Genomic DNA, 15,287 nt, shown 5'->3' on the forward strand with positions numbered 1-15,287 from the left:
GGCGGGCTCTCGGGTCTTCCGCCGCCGTCGGGACGCCTGTCAGCTGCGCGCGAGGGCCGCGGCGACGACGTCGAGGCCCTCGGTGAGCAGGTCGTCGCCGATCGACAGCGGGGGCAGGAACCGGATGACGTTGCCGTACGTACCGCAGGTGAGCACGATCACGCCTTCGGCGATCGCCGCCTTGGCGACGGCCGAGGTGAGGGCGGCGTCGGGGGCGCCGGTGGCGGGGTCGACGAACTCGGCGGCGATCATCGCGCCGTGGCCGCGGACGTCGCCGATGCGCGGGTCGCTCTGCTGCATCTCGCGGAGGCGGCCGAGCAGCAGCTCGCCGATCTCGCGGGCGCGCCCGACGAACCCTTCGTTCTCGAAGGCGTCGATCGAGGCCAGGGCGGCGGCGCAGGCGATGGGGTTTCCGCCGTAGGTGCCGCCGAGGCCGCCGGTGTGCGTGGCGTCCATGATCTCGGCGCGGCCCGTGACCGCCGCCAGCGGCAGACCGCCGGCGATGCCCTTGGCCGTGGTGACGAGGTCGGGGACGATGCCGAAGTGCTCGCTGGCGAACATTGCGCCGGTGCGGGCGAAGCCCGACTGCACCTCGTCGGCGATGAAGACCACGCCGTTGTCGCGGCACCAGTCGACGATCGCGTTGAGGAAGCCGTCGGCGGGGACGATGAACCCGCCCTCGCCCTGGATGGGCTCGATGATGACCGCGGCGAGGTTCTCGGCGCCGACCTGCTTCTCGATGAGCGAGATGGCCTTGGCCGCGGCATCCGGTCCCGAGAGCCCGTCACGGAACGGGTACGACAGCGGAGCGCGGTAGACCTCGGCGGCGAAGGGGCCGAAGCCGCTCTTGTACGGCATGTTCTTCGCCGTCAGCGCCATCGTGAGGTTGGTGCGGCCGTGGTACGCGTGGTCGAAGGCGACGACCGCCTGACGACCGGTGAACTTGCGGGCGATCTTGACGGCGTTCTCGACCGCCTCGGCGCCCGAGTTGAACAGCGCGCTCTTCTTCGCGTGGTCGCCGGGGGTGAGGCGGTTCAGCGCCTCGGCGACGGACACGTACGAGTCGTAGGGCGAGATCATGAAGCACGTGTGCGTGAAGGCGGCCACCTGCTCCTGCACGGCCTTCACGACCGCGGGGTGGGCGTTGCCGACGCTGGTGACGGCGATGCCCGAGCCGAGGTCGATGAGCGAGTTGCCGTCGGCGTCGACGACGACTCCCCCGCCGGCCGCGACGGCCTGGATGGGCACGGTGTGGCCGACTCCGGATGCCACGGCGGCGGCCTTGCGCTCGAGGAGCTCCTGCGAGCGCGGGCCGGGGATGGCGGTGACGAGGCGGCGCTCCTGCGGAAGGGTCGGACCGCCGACGAGGGGAAGGGTGTCGAGGCTCATGGCGGCGATGCTACGGACGCCGCCACGGAGCCCGCACTCTCCTGCCTGTACAGTCGCAAGCGCCCTCATATACGTCTCGTACAGGAGAATCCATGGCCGACAGCGCCGTCGCCCCGCCGAGCCTGCGCGCCCTGCTCGCCCGCACCGACCTGCACCTGCGCCTGGTCGTCGACGAAGCCGAGCTGCCCGCCGGCAGCATCGACCGGGCCGTGCGGTGGGTGCACTCCAGCGACCTCGCCGATCCGACGCCGTTCCTCAGCGAGGGGCTCGTGCTGCTGACCACGGGCACGCAGTTCGCCGACGCCGCCCCGACCGACTACGACTCCTACGTCGGACGCCTGCTGGCGCGCGGGGTGCGCGGACTGGGCTTCGGCACTGAGGTCGTGCGCGAGGGCATTCCGGCGGGACTGTCGGCGGCGTGCCTGGCCGGCGGGATGCCGCTGTTCGAGGTGCCCTACCGCACCCCCTTCATCGCGGTGGCCCGCGCCGGCGCCGAGGCCATCGCCGCGGAGTCGTACGCGCGGCGCAGCTGGTCGCTGTCGGCCCAGCGCGCCGTCTCGCTCGCGGCCCTCCGCCCCGACGGCCTGTCGGCGACCCTCGCCGAACTGTCGCGGCAGCTGGACTGCTGGGTCGGCCTGTTCGACGCGGCCGGCACGCTCAGCACCGAGCACCCTCCGGCGCGACTCTCCTCCCCCGCCCTCGACGCCGTCGGAGCCGAGGTCACCACGATGCTCCGCCGGGGAACGCGCGCCGCGTCGACCGTGCGCCCGGACGACACCTCGGTGAGCCTGCAGACCCTCGGCCGCGGCGGGCACCTGCGCGGAGTGCTCGCGCTCGCGGCCGACGACCTCGACCACGAGGCGCGCAGCGTCGTGACCGCCGTTGTCGCGATGGCCGCCCTCGCCCTCGAGCAGCAGGACGGCCTCGGCCGGGCCATCGGCACCTTCCGGGCCGGGCTCGTGCAGTCGCTCGCGACCGACGATCCCGCGCTGGCCCGGCGCGCGGGCCGCGACCTGTTCGGCCCGCTGCCGGCCGCGCCGGTCGTGGTGGCGCTGACGCCCGCGGCATCCGCCCGCTCCACCGCCCTCGCCGAGTGGCTCGAGCTGCGCGCACAGGAGCGCCGCGGCGAGGTGTTCTTCGGCCGCGGCGACGACGGCCTCGTCATCGTCGTGCCCGCCGGCGCGCGCGACACGCTGGCCGAGGTCGCCGACCGGTTCGAGATCGTCGTCGGGTGCTCGGCACCCACCGGCTACGACGCCTTCTCGGCCGCCCTGACCCAGGCGCGCACCGCGCGCGACCGGCTGGCCACGCCCGGCGTCGCCGACTTCGCCGACACCGCGCGGGCGGGTCTTCTCGCCGCCCTCGGCTCCGAGGCCGCGCGCACCGTCGCCGCCGGCGCACTGGTTCCGCTGCGGACCTACGACGAGGCGCAGGGCTCGGCGCTGCTCGAGACCCTGGATGCCTGGCTCGCCCACGACTGCTCGCACGAGGCGACCGCTCAGGCCCTCGGCATCCACCGTCACACCGTGCGCGCCCGCGTCGCCCAGGCCGAGCGCGTGCTCGACCGCGACCTGTCGTCGTTCGGCGCGCGCGCCGAGCTGTGGGCGGCACTGCGGCTGGCGGAGTAGGCCGGGCCGCGGGCGCCGTCGTGCGGACGGGACGCCCGACACGCGCTGCCGCGGGCGCCGTCGTGCGGAGGTGACGCCCGACACGCGCTGCCGCGGGCGCCGTCGTGCGGACGGGACGCCCGACACGCCGGATGCCGGTGCCCCTGGCCCGGCGCGTCGCCCGCCGGATCCGCACGACGGCGCAGCCCCCGCGCCCGCTCAGCACCCGCAGCTGCGGCGCACCACGACCCTGGCCTCGAAGACGACGTCGAACGCGCCACCGGACGGAGCGGCACCCGCGGTTCCGGCGAGGATGCGGGCCGCCGCGCGCCCCATCGCCTCCATCGGCTGACGCACGGTGGTCAGGGCCGGAGTCGTCAGGCGCGAGCCGAGGGTGCCGTCGAAGCCGGTGACCACCACGTCGTCGGGCACGCGCAAGCCCTCGGCCTCGAGGGCGTCGAGCAAGGCGAACGCGTGCTGATCCGACGCGCAGACGAAGGCCTGCGGCATCCGCCCCGCCGCGATCAGCGCGCGCACCTGCGGCACGAGGTCGTCGGCGCCCCGGACGGTGGCATCCACGACGCCCGGGCGAGACCGGATGCCGCGATCCTGCAGTTCCGCGAGCATCGCGTCGTGACGCTCGACCACGTCGGCCGCCTCCGGCCGCCCCACGAACGCGAGATCGGTCGCGGCATGCTCGTCGATGAGATGCGACACGAGGGCGCGCATGCCGCCGGCATTGTCGACGCGCACACGGTGATGCGCGTCATCGGCGGGAGCCGTGCTGAACAGCACGATGGGGATCGACGGCGAGTGCCGGGCGAGCGTCGGAGCGGTCTGCGGCGACGGGAAGATGGCGAGCCCGTCGACGCGCCCCACGGTGTCGGCGACCGACACGTCGGTGTCGGACCCGCTGCTGAGCATCACGGGCCGCCCAAGCGCCCAGCACTCGAGCTCGAAGCCGCGCTGCACCTCGTCGACGTACAGGGGGAAGGCTCGAGGGTCGCTCAGCACCTCGTCGTCGGTGTCGTCCCAGCCGATGGGCGACCCGGTGTCGAGCCGCGGCGACTTCAAGCCGCTGAGCGGCCGTGCGAGCGGATCAGGGCGCTCCAGCAACAGGTCGAACGCGTGCAGGCCGAGAATCCCCGTGCGACCGCGCGCGAGGCCGCGGGCGGCCGCACTGGGGGCGTACCCGAGACGTCGCGCGGCATCGAGCACGCGTTCGCGCGTCGCGTCGCTGAGCTTGTCGGGTCGGCGGAACGCGAACGACACCGACGCGATCGAGACGTTCGCCTCTTGCGCGACGTCGTACACGGTCGGTCGACGCGTCGCCTGTCCCTCCGCCATCGGCCGCTTTACCCCCTCTGCCCCGCAGTCACCAGCGCGTCCGTGAGCTCCAGCCCATGGTGCACGGGGAAGACGGGATCGCCGGTGTCCGACGGTACATCCTCGCGGGAGGAACGCACGGCATCCATCGATCGGGGGATCTCGATAGGCAGGCGACCGCGCGGCAGCACGCGCCCGGTCAGCGCATCGAGCACGGCGCGCGCCGAGCTGCCGTAGTCGGCCACGATCGCCGCCGCGTGGCCCACGAACGGGGTGAGGATCGCCGGGCGGTCGAGGTTCACGACGATGACCAGCGGGCAGGATGCCGCGATCTGATTCAGGCGGTAGACCAGGCCGGGCGCGAACTCGAGCGAGCCCTGGTGGAACCACGCCTCGAGGAACAGGTCGTCGCGCGGGTCGAACGGCGCCCCGATGCGCACGATCGCCAGATCGGCCTGCGACGGGTCGGTGACGACCTCGCCCAGTTCCGCCACGTCGTCGGCCCGGAACCCCTCGGCGTACACGGCACCGACCGAGCGCAGCGGAAGAACGGGGCGGCCGTCGCGCTCCTCGTTGACGAGCACCGTCAGCGAGCGCGCCTGCGCCTCCTCGCCGAGGGCGCGGAATTCCGGGTTGCCGACGATGCGCTCGGCGGCATCGACGTCGACGTAGGGGTCGTCGAAGAGGCCGAGCTCGAACTTCACGCGCAGCAGGCGGCGCACCGATTCGTCGATGCGCTGCTCGGACACCCGGCCCGCGCGGACGAGCTCGAGGAGCATCTCGACGCACTCCTCCCCTCCGAACTGGTCGGAGCCGGCATCGAGGATCTTCTCCATACGCTCGACGGCGGTGAGGTGCTCGACACCCCAGGCGCGGGCAGGCAGCACCTGATCGCCCACGTGGTTGTCGTTGACGAGCTCCCAGTCGGTGACGACGACACCGTCGTAGCCGAGCTGCTCGCGCAGCAGGCCCGTCACGATCTGCCGGTTGTAGCCGAAGCCGACCTCCTCGATCGCTTCGCCGTCGACCTCGAGGCCGATCGGCATGCCGTAGTACGGCATCATCGCGGCGGTGCCGCGGCGGATCGCCTCGCGGAACGGCTCGAGGTGGTAGTCGAACATCCCGCCCGGGTACACCTGCTCGCGGCCGTAGGGGAAGTGCGCGTCCTCACCATCCTGCTGCGGCCCTCCGCCGGGGAAGTGCTTGGTCGTGCAGGCGACGCTGTCGGGCCCCAGCTTCTCGCCCTGGAACCCCCGCAGGTACGCCGCGGTGAACTCCGTCACGCGCGCGGCATCCTGCCCCAGGGTCTGCGCCTGCCGCCCCCACCGGGGCTCGGTGGCCAGATCGATCTGCGGGTGCAAGGCTGCCCGGATCCCCACGGCGACGTACTCCCGGCGCGCCACCTCGGCGAACCGGCGCACCGTCTCGACGTCGTCGAGGGCGGCGAGTCCCAGCCCCTCCGGCCACTGCGAGAAGGGACCCGCCGAGAACGCGACACCCGTGTTCTCGACGAAGGCGTGCCGCGGGTCGGTGCTGATGGTGACCGGGATGCCGTGCGGCGTCGACTCGGCCAGCGCCTGCAGGTTGTTGTTCCAGGTCGCCGCCTGACGGGCCGTGCGGATCGCGTGCACGTTGAAGTGGTTCATGTTCTTGTGCACGACCACCGTGGTCGTGGGCGACTTCGAGATCTTGCCCGGCGCCTCGAGCACCTCGCCGTCGTCGCCGACCTCGATGACGGTCTGGAACATCAGACCGACCTTCTCTTCGAGGCTCAGACGCCCCACGAGATCTTCGGTGCGTTCGTCGGCGCTCCGGCGCGGGTCTTCATAGGGGTCCATCACGCCGTTGCCGTTCAGGTCGCGGAAACGCGTCCCGTCGGGGGCGGTGGAGAAGCGGGGGGAGGTCATGGGGTCCTTTCGAGGGCTCGGGTCTCGTGCGGGGCGCGTGGCCGTCGCGTCACTTGAGACCGGTCGAGGCGATGCCCTGGATGAAGTAGCGCTGCAGGAAGACGAACAGCAGGATGATGGGCGCGATCACCAGCACCGACCCCGCCAGCAGCAGGCCGTAGTCCGTCGCGTTCTGGCCCGTCGAATACAACGACAGCGCCACGGGCAAGGTGTACTTCGCCTCGGTCTGGGCCGCCACCAACGGCCAGAGGAAGTTGTTCCACGAAGCGAGGAAGGTCAGGATGCCGAGGGTCGCCAGCGGCGGGCCGCAGAGGGGCATCACGATGCGGGCGAAGATGCGCAGCTCCCCCGCCCCGTCGATGCGCGCGGCCTCGAGCAGCGGGTCGGGGATGCCGAGCATGAACTGCCGCATGAGGAAGACACCCAGCGGCGTCGTCACGAACGGCAGGATCAGCGCCGCGTAGCTGTCGACGAGACCGAGCGACGACACCATCACGAACAGCGGCACGAAGGTGACCACGCCGGGCACCATCAGCGTCACCATCACGACGATGAACAGCGCCTTCTTGCCCGGGAAGTCCATCTTCGCGAGCGCGTAGCCGACCATCGAGCAGAAGACGAGATTGCCCGCCACCGTCAGCACCGCGACGAGGAAGCTGTTGCCGAAGAACTGCCCGAAGTTCAGTTGCCCGAACCAGGCGGCGAAGTTCTCCCAGGTGAACTGCTGGGGCCACCAGGTCGGCGGGCGCTGCAGGATCTCGCGCTGGGTCTTCACCGAGCCCAGCAGCATCCACGCGAACGGCAGCACCCAGACGAGCAGGCCGACCACCAAGACGACGGAGGTGAGCAGACGACCGGGGGTCATCCGGTCGGCCGGACGACGTCGACGACGGGGCGCCTCGGTCGTCTCGACGACGGCGGCCGGAGCCGCGGGAGTGGTGAGGGTCATGACGGCTCCTGACGTCAGTCCTGCGAGCGCAGCAGGCGGAACTGCACGAGGCTGAGCAGCGCGATGGCCAGGAACAGCAGGTAGCTGGCCGCGGAGGCCGTGCCGTACTGCCCGAAGCCGAACTGCTTGAACGTGTAATAGGCCACCGAGAGGGTGGAATTGAGCGGACCGCCCTGCGTCATCACGAAGGCCTCCTCGAAGAACTGGAGGAACCCGACCGAGATGAGCACCGCGCCCAGCAGCAGGGTGGGGCGCAGCAGCGGAAGCGTCACCGAGGTCAGACGCCGCCACGACGAGGCGCCGTCCATGAGGGCGGCCTCCTTGACGTCGGTGGGGATCGCCTGGAGTCCGGCGAGGAAGATCACCATCAGCGTGCCGACGTTTCGCCACACCGCCATCGCGATGAGCGACGGCAAGGCCGTCGAGGTGTCGTTGAGCCAATCGGGCCCCTGGATGCCGATGATCGCCAGAGCTGAATTGAGAAGCCCCTCGGGCTGCAGGATGTAGCGCCAGACGACGGCCACGGCCACGATGCTCGTCACGACGGGGGCGTAGAAGCCCACGCGGAGCACCGAGACGATCCGGCCCTTGCTGGCGTTCAGGGCGAGCGCAAGAGCCAGGGCGAGCGCCATCGTGACCGGGATGCCGACGATCACGAACGTCGCCGTCACCCCGAGGGAGGTGAGGAAGACGGGGTCGGAGAGGACGCCGGCGTACTGCTCGAGCCCGACGAAGTTCACCGCGAAGGGCGAACGGATGTCCCGCGAACGGAAGTCGGTGAACGACATGGCGAAGGACCCGACGATCGGCACCACCATGAACACCGCGAAGACCGCGACGAACGGCAGGGCGAAGCCCCACGCGACCCATCCCTGGCGCCGGCGGCGGTTCGACACCCCGCCGGCGCGGGCGCGACCGGGGGCCGGAGCCCGCCCGGTCGCACCCACGACTGCCTGCGTCATGATCTCAGCCCAGACCCAGCTGGTCGGCGGTGGCCTGGAGTTCCTTCAGACCATCGGCCGGGGACTGCTGACCGAGACGGATCTTCTCGAGCATGGCGTCACCGGCGGCGGCCACCTGCACCCAGGTCGTCGTCGCGGGCACCGACTTGGCCGTCTCGAGCTGCGTGCCGAAGGCGGCGAGGGTCGACGACGACGCCAGCGCATCGTCCTTCCACGCGTCCTGCACGGCGGGCAGGTCTCCGGTCGCGGCGTACCACGACGCCTGCGTTTCGGGCTCGGTCAGCCACTGCACGAGCTTCCACGCAGTGGCCGCATTGTCGGAATCGTCGAAGACCGCGAGGTTCGCGCCGCCGCTGAACGAGGTCGACGACTCCTTCGTGGGCAGGACCGCGGTGGTGAACTTGTCGCTGAAGCCCTCGCCGCCCAGTTCTTCGAGCTGTCCGATCAGGAACGGTCCGTCGATGAGCATCGGGGTCGAGCCCGCCACGAAGTCCGCCTCCTGCGCGCCGGCCGAGCGATCGGCGGCGGGGTTCGCGACGCCGTCGGTGTAGAACGACTGGTAGTACTCGTAGGCCTCGACGGCCTCCGGGGTGTCCAAGGTCCACTCCGACCCGTTCTCGAGCGCGACGCCGTTCGACCACGGCATCCAGAGATTGCCCTGGAAAGAGTCGTTGCCCGCCGGGAGCCGCATGCCGTATTGCGCGCCGCCCTTCGACTGCATGTCGGCGGCCATCTGCTTCAGCTCGTCCCACGTGGTGGGGGCCTGGTTCCAGCCGGCCTGGGCGGCGATGTCGGTGCGGTAGTACAACACGCGGGTGTCGACGTACCAGGGAACACCGGTCGCGCGGTCGTCGATCATGGTCGAGTCGAGCGCACCGGGGAAGATGCCGTCGGTCGACAGGTCGGTCGGAACGGTCTGGAGCGCGTCGCCGAAGTCGGCCATCCACGTCGAGCCGACCATCGCGAGGTCGGGGGTGTTGCCGCCCGCGATCGCCGTCTGGAACTTGCTGTACGCGGCATCCCACGGCACGGGAGTGACGTCGACGGTCACACCGGGGTTGGCTTCTTCGAACTGCTTCACGAACTCGGGCAGGGCCTCGCCCTCAGCACCCATCGCCCACATCGTGAGCGTGCCCTCGGCCTTCGCGTCGCCGATCGTCGAGGCCTCAGCGGCACCGGAACCGGTGTCAGAGGCGCGTCCGCAGCCCGTCAAGGCGATCGCGGCGACCGCGACGACGGCCACGGCGCTCCATCGGGTGATCTTCATCGTGTTCCTCCTCGAACCTGGGCGACCGTCGTCGGTCGCCTCCTGCACGTCGTGGTCAGTTTATGCGCATAACCTGGATAACCGCAAGGCGCGAGTCCCGCGGCTGTGGACGCCCGGCTGTGCGTGCGGAGGTCACTCCGGGCGTGCCGTCGTGCGGATGCGAGCCTCGACGCGCCGCGGGTGCGCGGATCCCTCCGCGCGTGCCGTCCTGCGGATGCGAGCCTCGACGCGCCGTGTGCCCGCCCCTCCCGCCCGGCGTGTCTCTCGCGGCATCCGCAGGACGGCGAGGCGCCGCGGCGCCCGGACAATCCGGCCCGCGTCAGCCGGTAGGCCCGACCGCGGCATCCGTCGGGCCCGACCGCGGCATCGCCCGCCGGCGACTCGCACGTCGCGGGCGCGCCGTCCTGCGGACGAGAACCCCGACACGCCGGATCGCGCGATCCTCGGACGGCGTGTCTCCGCCGCGGTCCGCACGACGGCATCCCCTGACCACATCCCCTGACCACATCGACACCGGACGAGCCGCGTAGGTGCGGCTGATCCACAGGACAAGATCCTCGGAGTTCGTCCACAGACAGCGGCATCCACCCCGCGCGCTCTCGCCGCCTCGCGACACAGTGGCCGCATGTGTTCCGCTGGCAGCCGCATCCGTCGCCGTCTCGACCTCTACCGCGATGGATGGTCGCGCGCCCGAGTGGACCGCGCGGTGGCGTCCGGAACTCTGGTGCGCCTCCGGCGTGGGATCTACGCGGATGCCGACACCTGCACGCCCCGTCGGACCGCGGCGCAGCACGGAGGGGCACTCGCCTGCGTGACAGCGGCGCGGCACCTCGGTCTCTGGGTGCTCACCCCCTCCGGCGACCAGCACGTCGGACTGACCCACGACGGTCACGGACTCGCCCACGCGGCGTGCGCGTGCGTCGAGCACTGGGATCAGGACCGAACCGACCGGTTCGCGACACCCGGCGTCATCCGCATCCTGCGCCAGATCCTGCTGTGCCGCGGTGTCGAGGAGTTCTTCGTCGCCGTCGAATCCGCGTTGCACCTGCGAGCGATTGCGGCAACCGATATCCCCCGGCTCGCCTCAGGCCTGTCGGCTGACGCGCGGCGTGCACTGCAGTTCGCCCGTGACGACGCGGAGAGCGGACTCGAGTCGCTTCTGCGTTGGCGGCTCCGCCATCTGAACCTCGACGTGCGCACACAGGTGTCGGTCTACTCGGTGGGCAGAGTCGATCTCCTCGTCGGAGACGCCCTCATCATCGAGGTGGACGGGGTCGAAAATCACGGCGGAGCCGACCACCGCCACAAGGATCTGCGTCGCGACGCTCGAGCCGCCGCGTGGGGATTCGTCACCCTCCGTTTCGACTACGCCCTCGTGGTTCACGACTGGCCGACCGTCGAGGCCGCCATCCTCGGCCTCCTGACGAGAGGCCTCCACCGGCGCTGAGGCCTCCGCCCCACCCGGGTTTCCCTGTCATTCCTTCCGCCGTCCTGCGGACCACACCCCCGACACGCCGTCCGGCCACCCCACCCACACGGCGTGTCACGTCTCTAATCCGCACGACGGCGAACCACCCCCGACACACCCACACACCACCGTCCTGCGGACCACACCCCCGACACGCCGTCCGGCCACCCCACCCACACGGCGTGTCACGTCTCTAATCCGCACGACGGCGGACCGAATCGGGCGGATGCCGCGAGCGCGGCGACCCGAGGGCGTCAGCCGCGCGGCTCGAGGTAGCCCCGCACGAACTCGGAGAACAGGGCCGACATGTCGACCGATTCGTCGAGGAGCCACTGCTGCTGCAGGCCGTCCATGACCGCGCTCAACAGGCGCGCCGCGCGCTCGGGATCGACGTCGGCGCGCACCTCGCCCGCTGCCTGGCCGGCGCGCAGCAGGTCGGCCGCGGTCTCGGCGCTGCGGCGGTAGCGCTCGGCGAACGCCGCGTGCGAGGGGTGCCCCGGGTCGCTCGCCTCGGCGACCACCAGCGTGTACAGCGAGGTCAGGCCGCGGGTCGTGGCGTTGTGGGCGACGACCTTGCGCATCTGCTCGACGAGCGTGTGCTCGCGGGGGTCTCCCGCCGCTGCTCGCACGCGCTCGTCGCGCTGCCGCAACACCTCGGCGAACAGTTCCTCCTTCGACGAGAAGTGGTGCATCACGCCGGCCGGGGTCAGCCCGACCCGCGTCGCGACCTCGCGCAGCGACCCCGCCGTCACACCCGACCGCCCGAAGACGACGACCGCCTCGTCGACGATCCGCTGCCGGGTCTGCTGACCCTTGGAGTAGCTCCCGCGGCGAGCGCGCGGTGCGGTGGCGTCGGTCATCGGCATCCTCTCCCCCGGGCGCGACGATGCCCGGCACCCCACGGGAACCGGGCATCGAGCGATCGAGACGTCAGCGGCGCGAAGTGCCCCACGACGATCCGAAGACCTGCTGTTCGATGGCGGGCCGGAGGTTCTGCTCCATCCTGTCATCGACCATGTAGTCCTTCAGGCTGTCGCCGGTGAGGGCATTTCCGATCGCGGCCATGATCATCGACTGGTCGAGCGACAGGTAGCGTTCGGCGATCGTTCCACTGCCGACCGCGACGGCGTCGTAGAAGCCACCGGGCCCATAGGCGCCCATCTTCTCGAGGCCGCGCAGGTTCTTCAGCACGCCCTGGCGGTCGTAGGGCAGCGCCAGGAACGACGCGTGCGGGGTGACGACGCCGTCGCCGAACGTCGGATCGGGGTTGGTGCCCTCGCTGCAGCCGGGGCGATCGACGTCGACGTCGGTCTTCTCGGCATCCGAGGTGTATCCGTCGGAGCGCATGCCGGCGATGTCGACGCCGTACTCGGCGTACCCTCCGAACGGGTTGCTCGCCGGCGAGAAGCCCCATGAGCCGTAGCCGGCCTCATCGAGACCGTGACGCTTCTGGATCTCGACCGTGATCGGGTGGTTCACCGCCCACGACGTCGGACCCCATTCGGTCTCGGGAATGAGCAGGTCGGGCATGAGGGCCTCGAACATGCTGCCGCCCCAGCTCGGCACGAACGACATGCCGTCGTACGAGTAGACGCCCTCGTAGACGTCGACGCCGTCGTAGGTGCGCGTCTCGCCGGTGGGCAGTTGCTCCTGCCAGGCCCAGTCGCAGCCCGCGGGCATCGTGCGGTGCGTGCCGTAGAGACCGGATGCCGGGATCGAGCCCTCGGAGATGCCGAGGTAGGTCGCGATGCGGCTCTCGCTGACGGTCGTGTCGTAGTGGTGGCAGGTGTAGAACGCCTGCTCGCCGCTGCCGTTGTACATGAGGGCCTCGACGGCGCAGCCGTCTCCGGGAGGGGCCTCCCAGAAGCCGCCGCGGTTGGTGCCCGCGGGGAGGTTCGCGGCCCCGGCGGAGTCGAAGAAGGCCGAGAAGTCCATCGAGTGGTACAGCGCATCGGCGCGGTCGGCGAGGGTGGGCTCGGCCTCGCGCACGATGCGCAGCGCCGCTGCCAACCATCCGTTGTCGACGGTACTGAGGAACGGGTGGATGACCTCGCCCGAGGTCGGGAAGATCTCGAGCTTCGCGCCGGTGTCGGGCGCGTACCAGTTGTAGTACATGCCACTGCCGTCGTTGCGGTCCATGGTCTCGAGCGTCGACACGGTGGCGGTCAGTCGCTCGCGCGCCTCGTCGGCGTCGATGATCCCGAGGTCGCGCGCGGTGACGGTCGACCAGAGGTAGCCGCCGATGTTGGTCGGCGAGGTGTATCCGGATGCCGTGGCGGCCTCGAGCGCTCCGCCGATGTTGTCGTCGGGCAGGCCGGTGTTCGCGTGGGCCATCGCCGCCATCGACTCCCAGGTGTCCGCGGCGTAGCGCTGAAGGTCGCGGGCTCCGGGACCGGCGTGCGGAGGCGGCCCCGCGTGCGCCGGCGGCCCCGCGTGCGGCGGGGGTCCCGCGTGCGGCGGGGGTCCCGCGTGCGGGGGCGGACCGGGCTGTCCGGGCGGGGCGGCGAAGGCGGGAGATGCCGCGGCGAGACCGCCCACGACGAGTCCGACGATCGCGGTGGATGCCGCGAGGGTGTGCTTCATGACTGGCTCTCCTCATCGAAAGCGCTCCGGGGGGACGGAGCTCACGTGGGAGATACCTTACACGTGTCAGGTTTTCGATCAACCCCCGCCCGCCGTCCCGCGGATGCGGGAGCCGACACGCCGAGTTCGCGGCATCCGGAATCGGCGGGTCACACCCGGCATCCGCACGACGGCGCTGGTCGGCGCCCGCACGACGGCGCCGAGTCCGCACTCCGGCGCCGGACCCGGCCTCCGCACGACGGCCCCGTCCCCTCACCCGCGCGGGGCGTGCGCCTCGAGGAACTCGTACATCTCGGTCGTGTCCACGCCGGGGAACGCCCCGGTCGGCAGGGTCGCCAGCAGGGTGCGGGGCGTGCGCACGTTGGGCCAGGCCTGCCCGCGCCACGCGTTCTCCAACGAGGCCGGAGCACGGCGGCAGCACGTCTCGACGGCGTGCCGCGACACCCCGCGGTTGGGGGTGTCGCGTCCCCGGAACCACTTCGTGTCGTCGAAGCGCACGCCCACGCTCACCGAGTGCGCGCCCTCGCTGGACTGCTCCACGCGGGCGGTGCACCAGTAGGTTCCGTTGCCGGTGTCGGTGTACTGGTAGTACGGGTTGAAGCGGTCGTCCTCGTCGAAGACCACGCGGCTCGTCCAGCGCCGGCAGCACATCTGTCCCTCGATCGACCCGAGGCGGTCGGTGGGGAAGTTCACGTCGTCGTTCTCGTAAGCCTTCGTGATGGTGCCCGACTCGTGCACCTTCAAGAAGTGCACCGGGATGCCGAGGTGCACGGTCGCCAGATTGGTGAAGCGGTGCGCGGCCGTCTCGTACGACACCGAGTAGGCGTCGCGCAGGTCTTCGATGCTGATCGTGCGCCGCTCCTTCGCCTCACGGAGGGCGGGCACGACGTGCGCCTCGGGCATGAGCAGGGCCCCGGTGAGGTAGTTCGTCTCGACGCGCTGGCGCAGGAACTCGTCGTAGCTCGTCGGCTCGCCGTGGCCGAGCATGCGGCTCGACAGTGCCTGCAGCACCGCCGCGCGGGGGTCGCCCTTCGCGACCTTCGTCGACAGGTACAGCCGGCCGTTCTTCACGTCGGCGATGCTCCGGGTCGACGAGGGCAGGTCGGGCACGTAGTGCAGCGTGAAGCCGAGGTGCGCGGCGATGTCGCTCGCCCCGCGCTGGGTGAGGGGACCGCCGGGGTGCTCGATCGCGGAGAGGATCCCGGATGCCGTGCGCTCGAGGTCGGGGAAGTGGTTGTCCTGCGTGCGCATGAGCCGGCGCAGCGCCACGTTGGCCCGCCGCGCCTCTTCGGGTGTCGCGGAGCGCTCCTCACGGAGCCTCTCGATCTCGCCCTGCAGCGCGAGCATCGCCGAGAGCACCTCGTCGGGCATTGACCGGCCGACGCGGAACGGCTCGATGCCGAGCGCCTGGAAGGTCTGCCCGCGCATCGCGCGCTCGACCGAGATCTCGAGCGCGGCGCGCGCGTCGAGGGGCTCGGCGTCGAGGATCTGCTCGAGCTTGCACTCCAGCGCCCGCGCGATCGCCTGCAGCAGCGTGAGCTTGGGCTCGCGTCGACCGTTCTCGATCATCGACATCTGGCTCGGTGCGCGACCGACCGCCGCGGCGAGCTCGTCGAGCGTGAGGCCGCGCGCGGTGCGCAGCTGGCGGATGCGTCGGCCGATGGTGAGGGTGTCCACCTCGTCATCGTCGAACGGGAGGGATGCCGAAGAAGCAGAGACGCCGGTGTCCATACGTCATGTTCTCACCAGATCAGAAGATCGCGCGATCTTCACACGCAAAATGCACTTCGAGGGGGTTGTTCTTCGCCGACAGTGGTCTCCACGGGGCA

At 71.1% G+C, this 15,287-nt stretch carries 11 protein-coding genes; 2 read left to right on the plus strand and 9 right to left on the minus strand.

The window, feature by feature from the left end:
* Positions 1–39: 39 nt before the first annotated feature.
* Positions 40–1,389, minus strand: a complete 1,350-nt coding sequence (gabT, locus tag RWH43_RS10205; RefSeq protein ID WP_316001404.1) for a 4-aminobutyrate--2-oxoglutarate transaminase — start codon at positions 1,387–1,389, stop codon at positions 40–42.
* A 92-nt stretch (positions 1,390–1,481) separates the two neighbouring features.
* Between gabT and RWH43_RS10210 the strand changes: the two genes are divergently transcribed.
* Entirely contained in the window at positions 1,482–3,017 is a 1,536-nt protein-coding gene (locus RWH43_RS10210; RefSeq protein WP_316001405.1) for a PucR family transcriptional regulator, read from the plus strand.
* A gap of 198 nt (positions 3,018–3,215) precedes the next feature.
* On the opposite strand, the gene RWH43_RS10215 is transcribed toward RWH43_RS10210, so the two are convergent.
* The 5 genes from RWH43_RS10215 to RWH43_RS10235 are packed head-to-tail and all read right to left on the minus strand — an operon-like array spanning position 3,216 to position 9,407.
* A complete protein-coding gene (locus RWH43_RS10215; RefSeq protein ID WP_316001406.1) occupies positions 3,216–4,343 on the minus strand; it encodes a LacI family DNA-binding transcriptional regulator in 1,128 nt (375 codons plus the stop codon).
* Between the two features lie 8 nt (positions 4,344–4,351).
* Positions 4,352–6,229 carry a glycoside hydrolase family 3 protein gene (locus RWH43_RS10220; protein ID WP_316001407.1) on the minus strand — a complete coding sequence of 626 codons (1,878 nt, stop codon included), beginning with the start codon at positions 6,227–6,229 and terminating at the stop codon, positions 4,352–4,354.
* 49 nt (positions 6,230–6,278) lie between these two features.
* Complete coding sequence (locus RWH43_RS10225; RefSeq protein WP_186325492.1) at positions 6,279–7,178, minus strand: carbohydrate ABC transporter permease; 900 nt, start codon at positions 7,176–7,178, stop codon at positions 6,279–6,281.
* A 14-nt stretch (positions 7,179–7,192) separates the two neighbouring features.
* Positions 7,193–8,140: a carbohydrate ABC transporter permease gene (locus tag RWH43_RS10230; RefSeq protein WP_230705087.1), complete on the minus strand. Its 948-nt coding sequence runs from the start codon at positions 8,138–8,140 to the stop codon at positions 7,193–7,195.
* Between the two features lie 4 nt (positions 8,141–8,144).
* Entirely contained in the window at positions 8,145–9,407 is a 1,263-nt protein-coding gene (locus RWH43_RS10235; RefSeq protein ID WP_144832728.1) for an extracellular solute-binding protein, read from the minus strand.
* A 625-nt stretch (positions 9,408–10,032) separates the two neighbouring features.
* Between RWH43_RS10235 and RWH43_RS10240 the strand changes: the two genes are divergently transcribed.
* The gene (locus RWH43_RS10240; protein ID WP_316001408.1) at positions 10,033–10,854 is read left to right on the plus strand and encodes a DUF559 domain-containing protein; all 822 of its coding nucleotides are present in this window, start codon (positions 10,033–10,035) and stop codon (positions 10,852–10,854) included.
* A gap of 275 nt (positions 10,855–11,129) precedes the next feature.
* On the opposite strand, the gene RWH43_RS10245 is transcribed toward RWH43_RS10240, so the two are convergent.
* From RWH43_RS10245 to RWH43_RS10255, 3 genes are all read right to left on the minus strand, one after another.
* Positions 11,130–11,735, minus strand: coding sequence for a TetR/AcrR family transcriptional regulator (locus RWH43_RS10245; protein ID WP_154097353.1), 606 nt, complete (start codon positions 11,733–11,735; stop codon positions 11,130–11,132).
* Positions 11,736–11,805: 70 nt separating this feature from the next.
* A complete protein-coding gene (locus tag RWH43_RS10250) occupies positions 11,806–13,458 on the minus strand; it encodes a glucoamylase family protein (RefSeq protein ID WP_316001409.1) in 1,653 nt (550 codons plus the stop codon).
* Between the two features lie 252 nt (positions 13,459–13,710).
* Complete coding sequence (locus RWH43_RS10255) at positions 13,711–15,189, minus strand: helix-turn-helix domain-containing protein (protein ID WP_316001410.1); 1,479 nt, start codon at positions 15,187–15,189, stop codon at positions 13,711–13,713.
* Positions 15,190–15,287: the final 98 nt, after the last annotated feature.

The organism is Microbacterium algihabitans (assembly GCF_032464975.1).
GTDB lineage: Bacteria > Actinomycetota > Actinomycetes > Actinomycetales > Microbacteriaceae > Microbacterium > Microbacterium algihabitans.

What these genes read in the sequence shown, in the direction of transcription:
- gabT (WP_316001404.1), bottom strand. Translation starts at nt 1,389, where the DNA reads ATGAGCCTCGACACCCTTCCCCTCGTCGGCGGTCCGACCCTTCCGCAG.
- RWH43_RS10210 (WP_316001405.1), top strand. Translation starts at nt 1,482, where the DNA reads ATGGCCGACAGCGCCGTCGCCCCGCCGAGCCTGCGCGCCCTGCTCGCC.
- RWH43_RS10215 (WP_316001406.1), bottom strand. Translation starts at nt 4,343, where the DNA reads ATGGCGGAGGGACAGGCGACGCGTCGACCGACCGTGTACGACGTCGCG.
- RWH43_RS10220 (WP_316001407.1), bottom strand. Translation starts at nt 6,229, where the DNA reads ATGACCTCCCCCCGCTTCTCCACCGCCCCCGACGGGACGCGTTTCCGC.
- RWH43_RS10225 (WP_186325492.1), bottom strand. Translation starts at nt 7,178, where the DNA reads ATGACCCTCACCACTCCCGCGGCTCCGGCCGCCGTCGTCGAGACGACC.
- RWH43_RS10230 (WP_230705087.1), bottom strand. Translation starts at nt 8,140, where the DNA reads ATGACGCAGGCAGTCGTGGGTGCGACCGGGCGGGCTCCGGCCCCCGGT.
- RWH43_RS10235 (WP_144832728.1), bottom strand. Translation starts at nt 9,407, where the DNA reads ATGAAGATCACCCGATGGAGCGCCGTGGCCGTCGTCGCGGTCGCCGCG.
- RWH43_RS10240 (WP_316001408.1), top strand. Translation starts at nt 10,033, where the DNA reads ATGTGTTCCGCTGGCAGCCGCATCCGTCGCCGTCTCGACCTCTACCGC.
- RWH43_RS10245 (WP_154097353.1), bottom strand. Translation starts at nt 11,735, where the DNA reads ATGACCGACGCCACCGCACCGCGCGCTCGCCGCGGGAGCTACTCCAAG.
- RWH43_RS10250 (WP_316001409.1), bottom strand. Translation starts at nt 13,458, where the DNA reads ATGAAGCACACCCTCGCGGCATCCACCGCGATCGTCGGACTCGTCGTG.
- RWH43_RS10255 (WP_316001410.1), bottom strand. Translation starts at nt 15,189, where the DNA reads ATGGACACCGGCGTCTCTGCTTCTTCGGCATCCCTCCCGTTCGACGAT.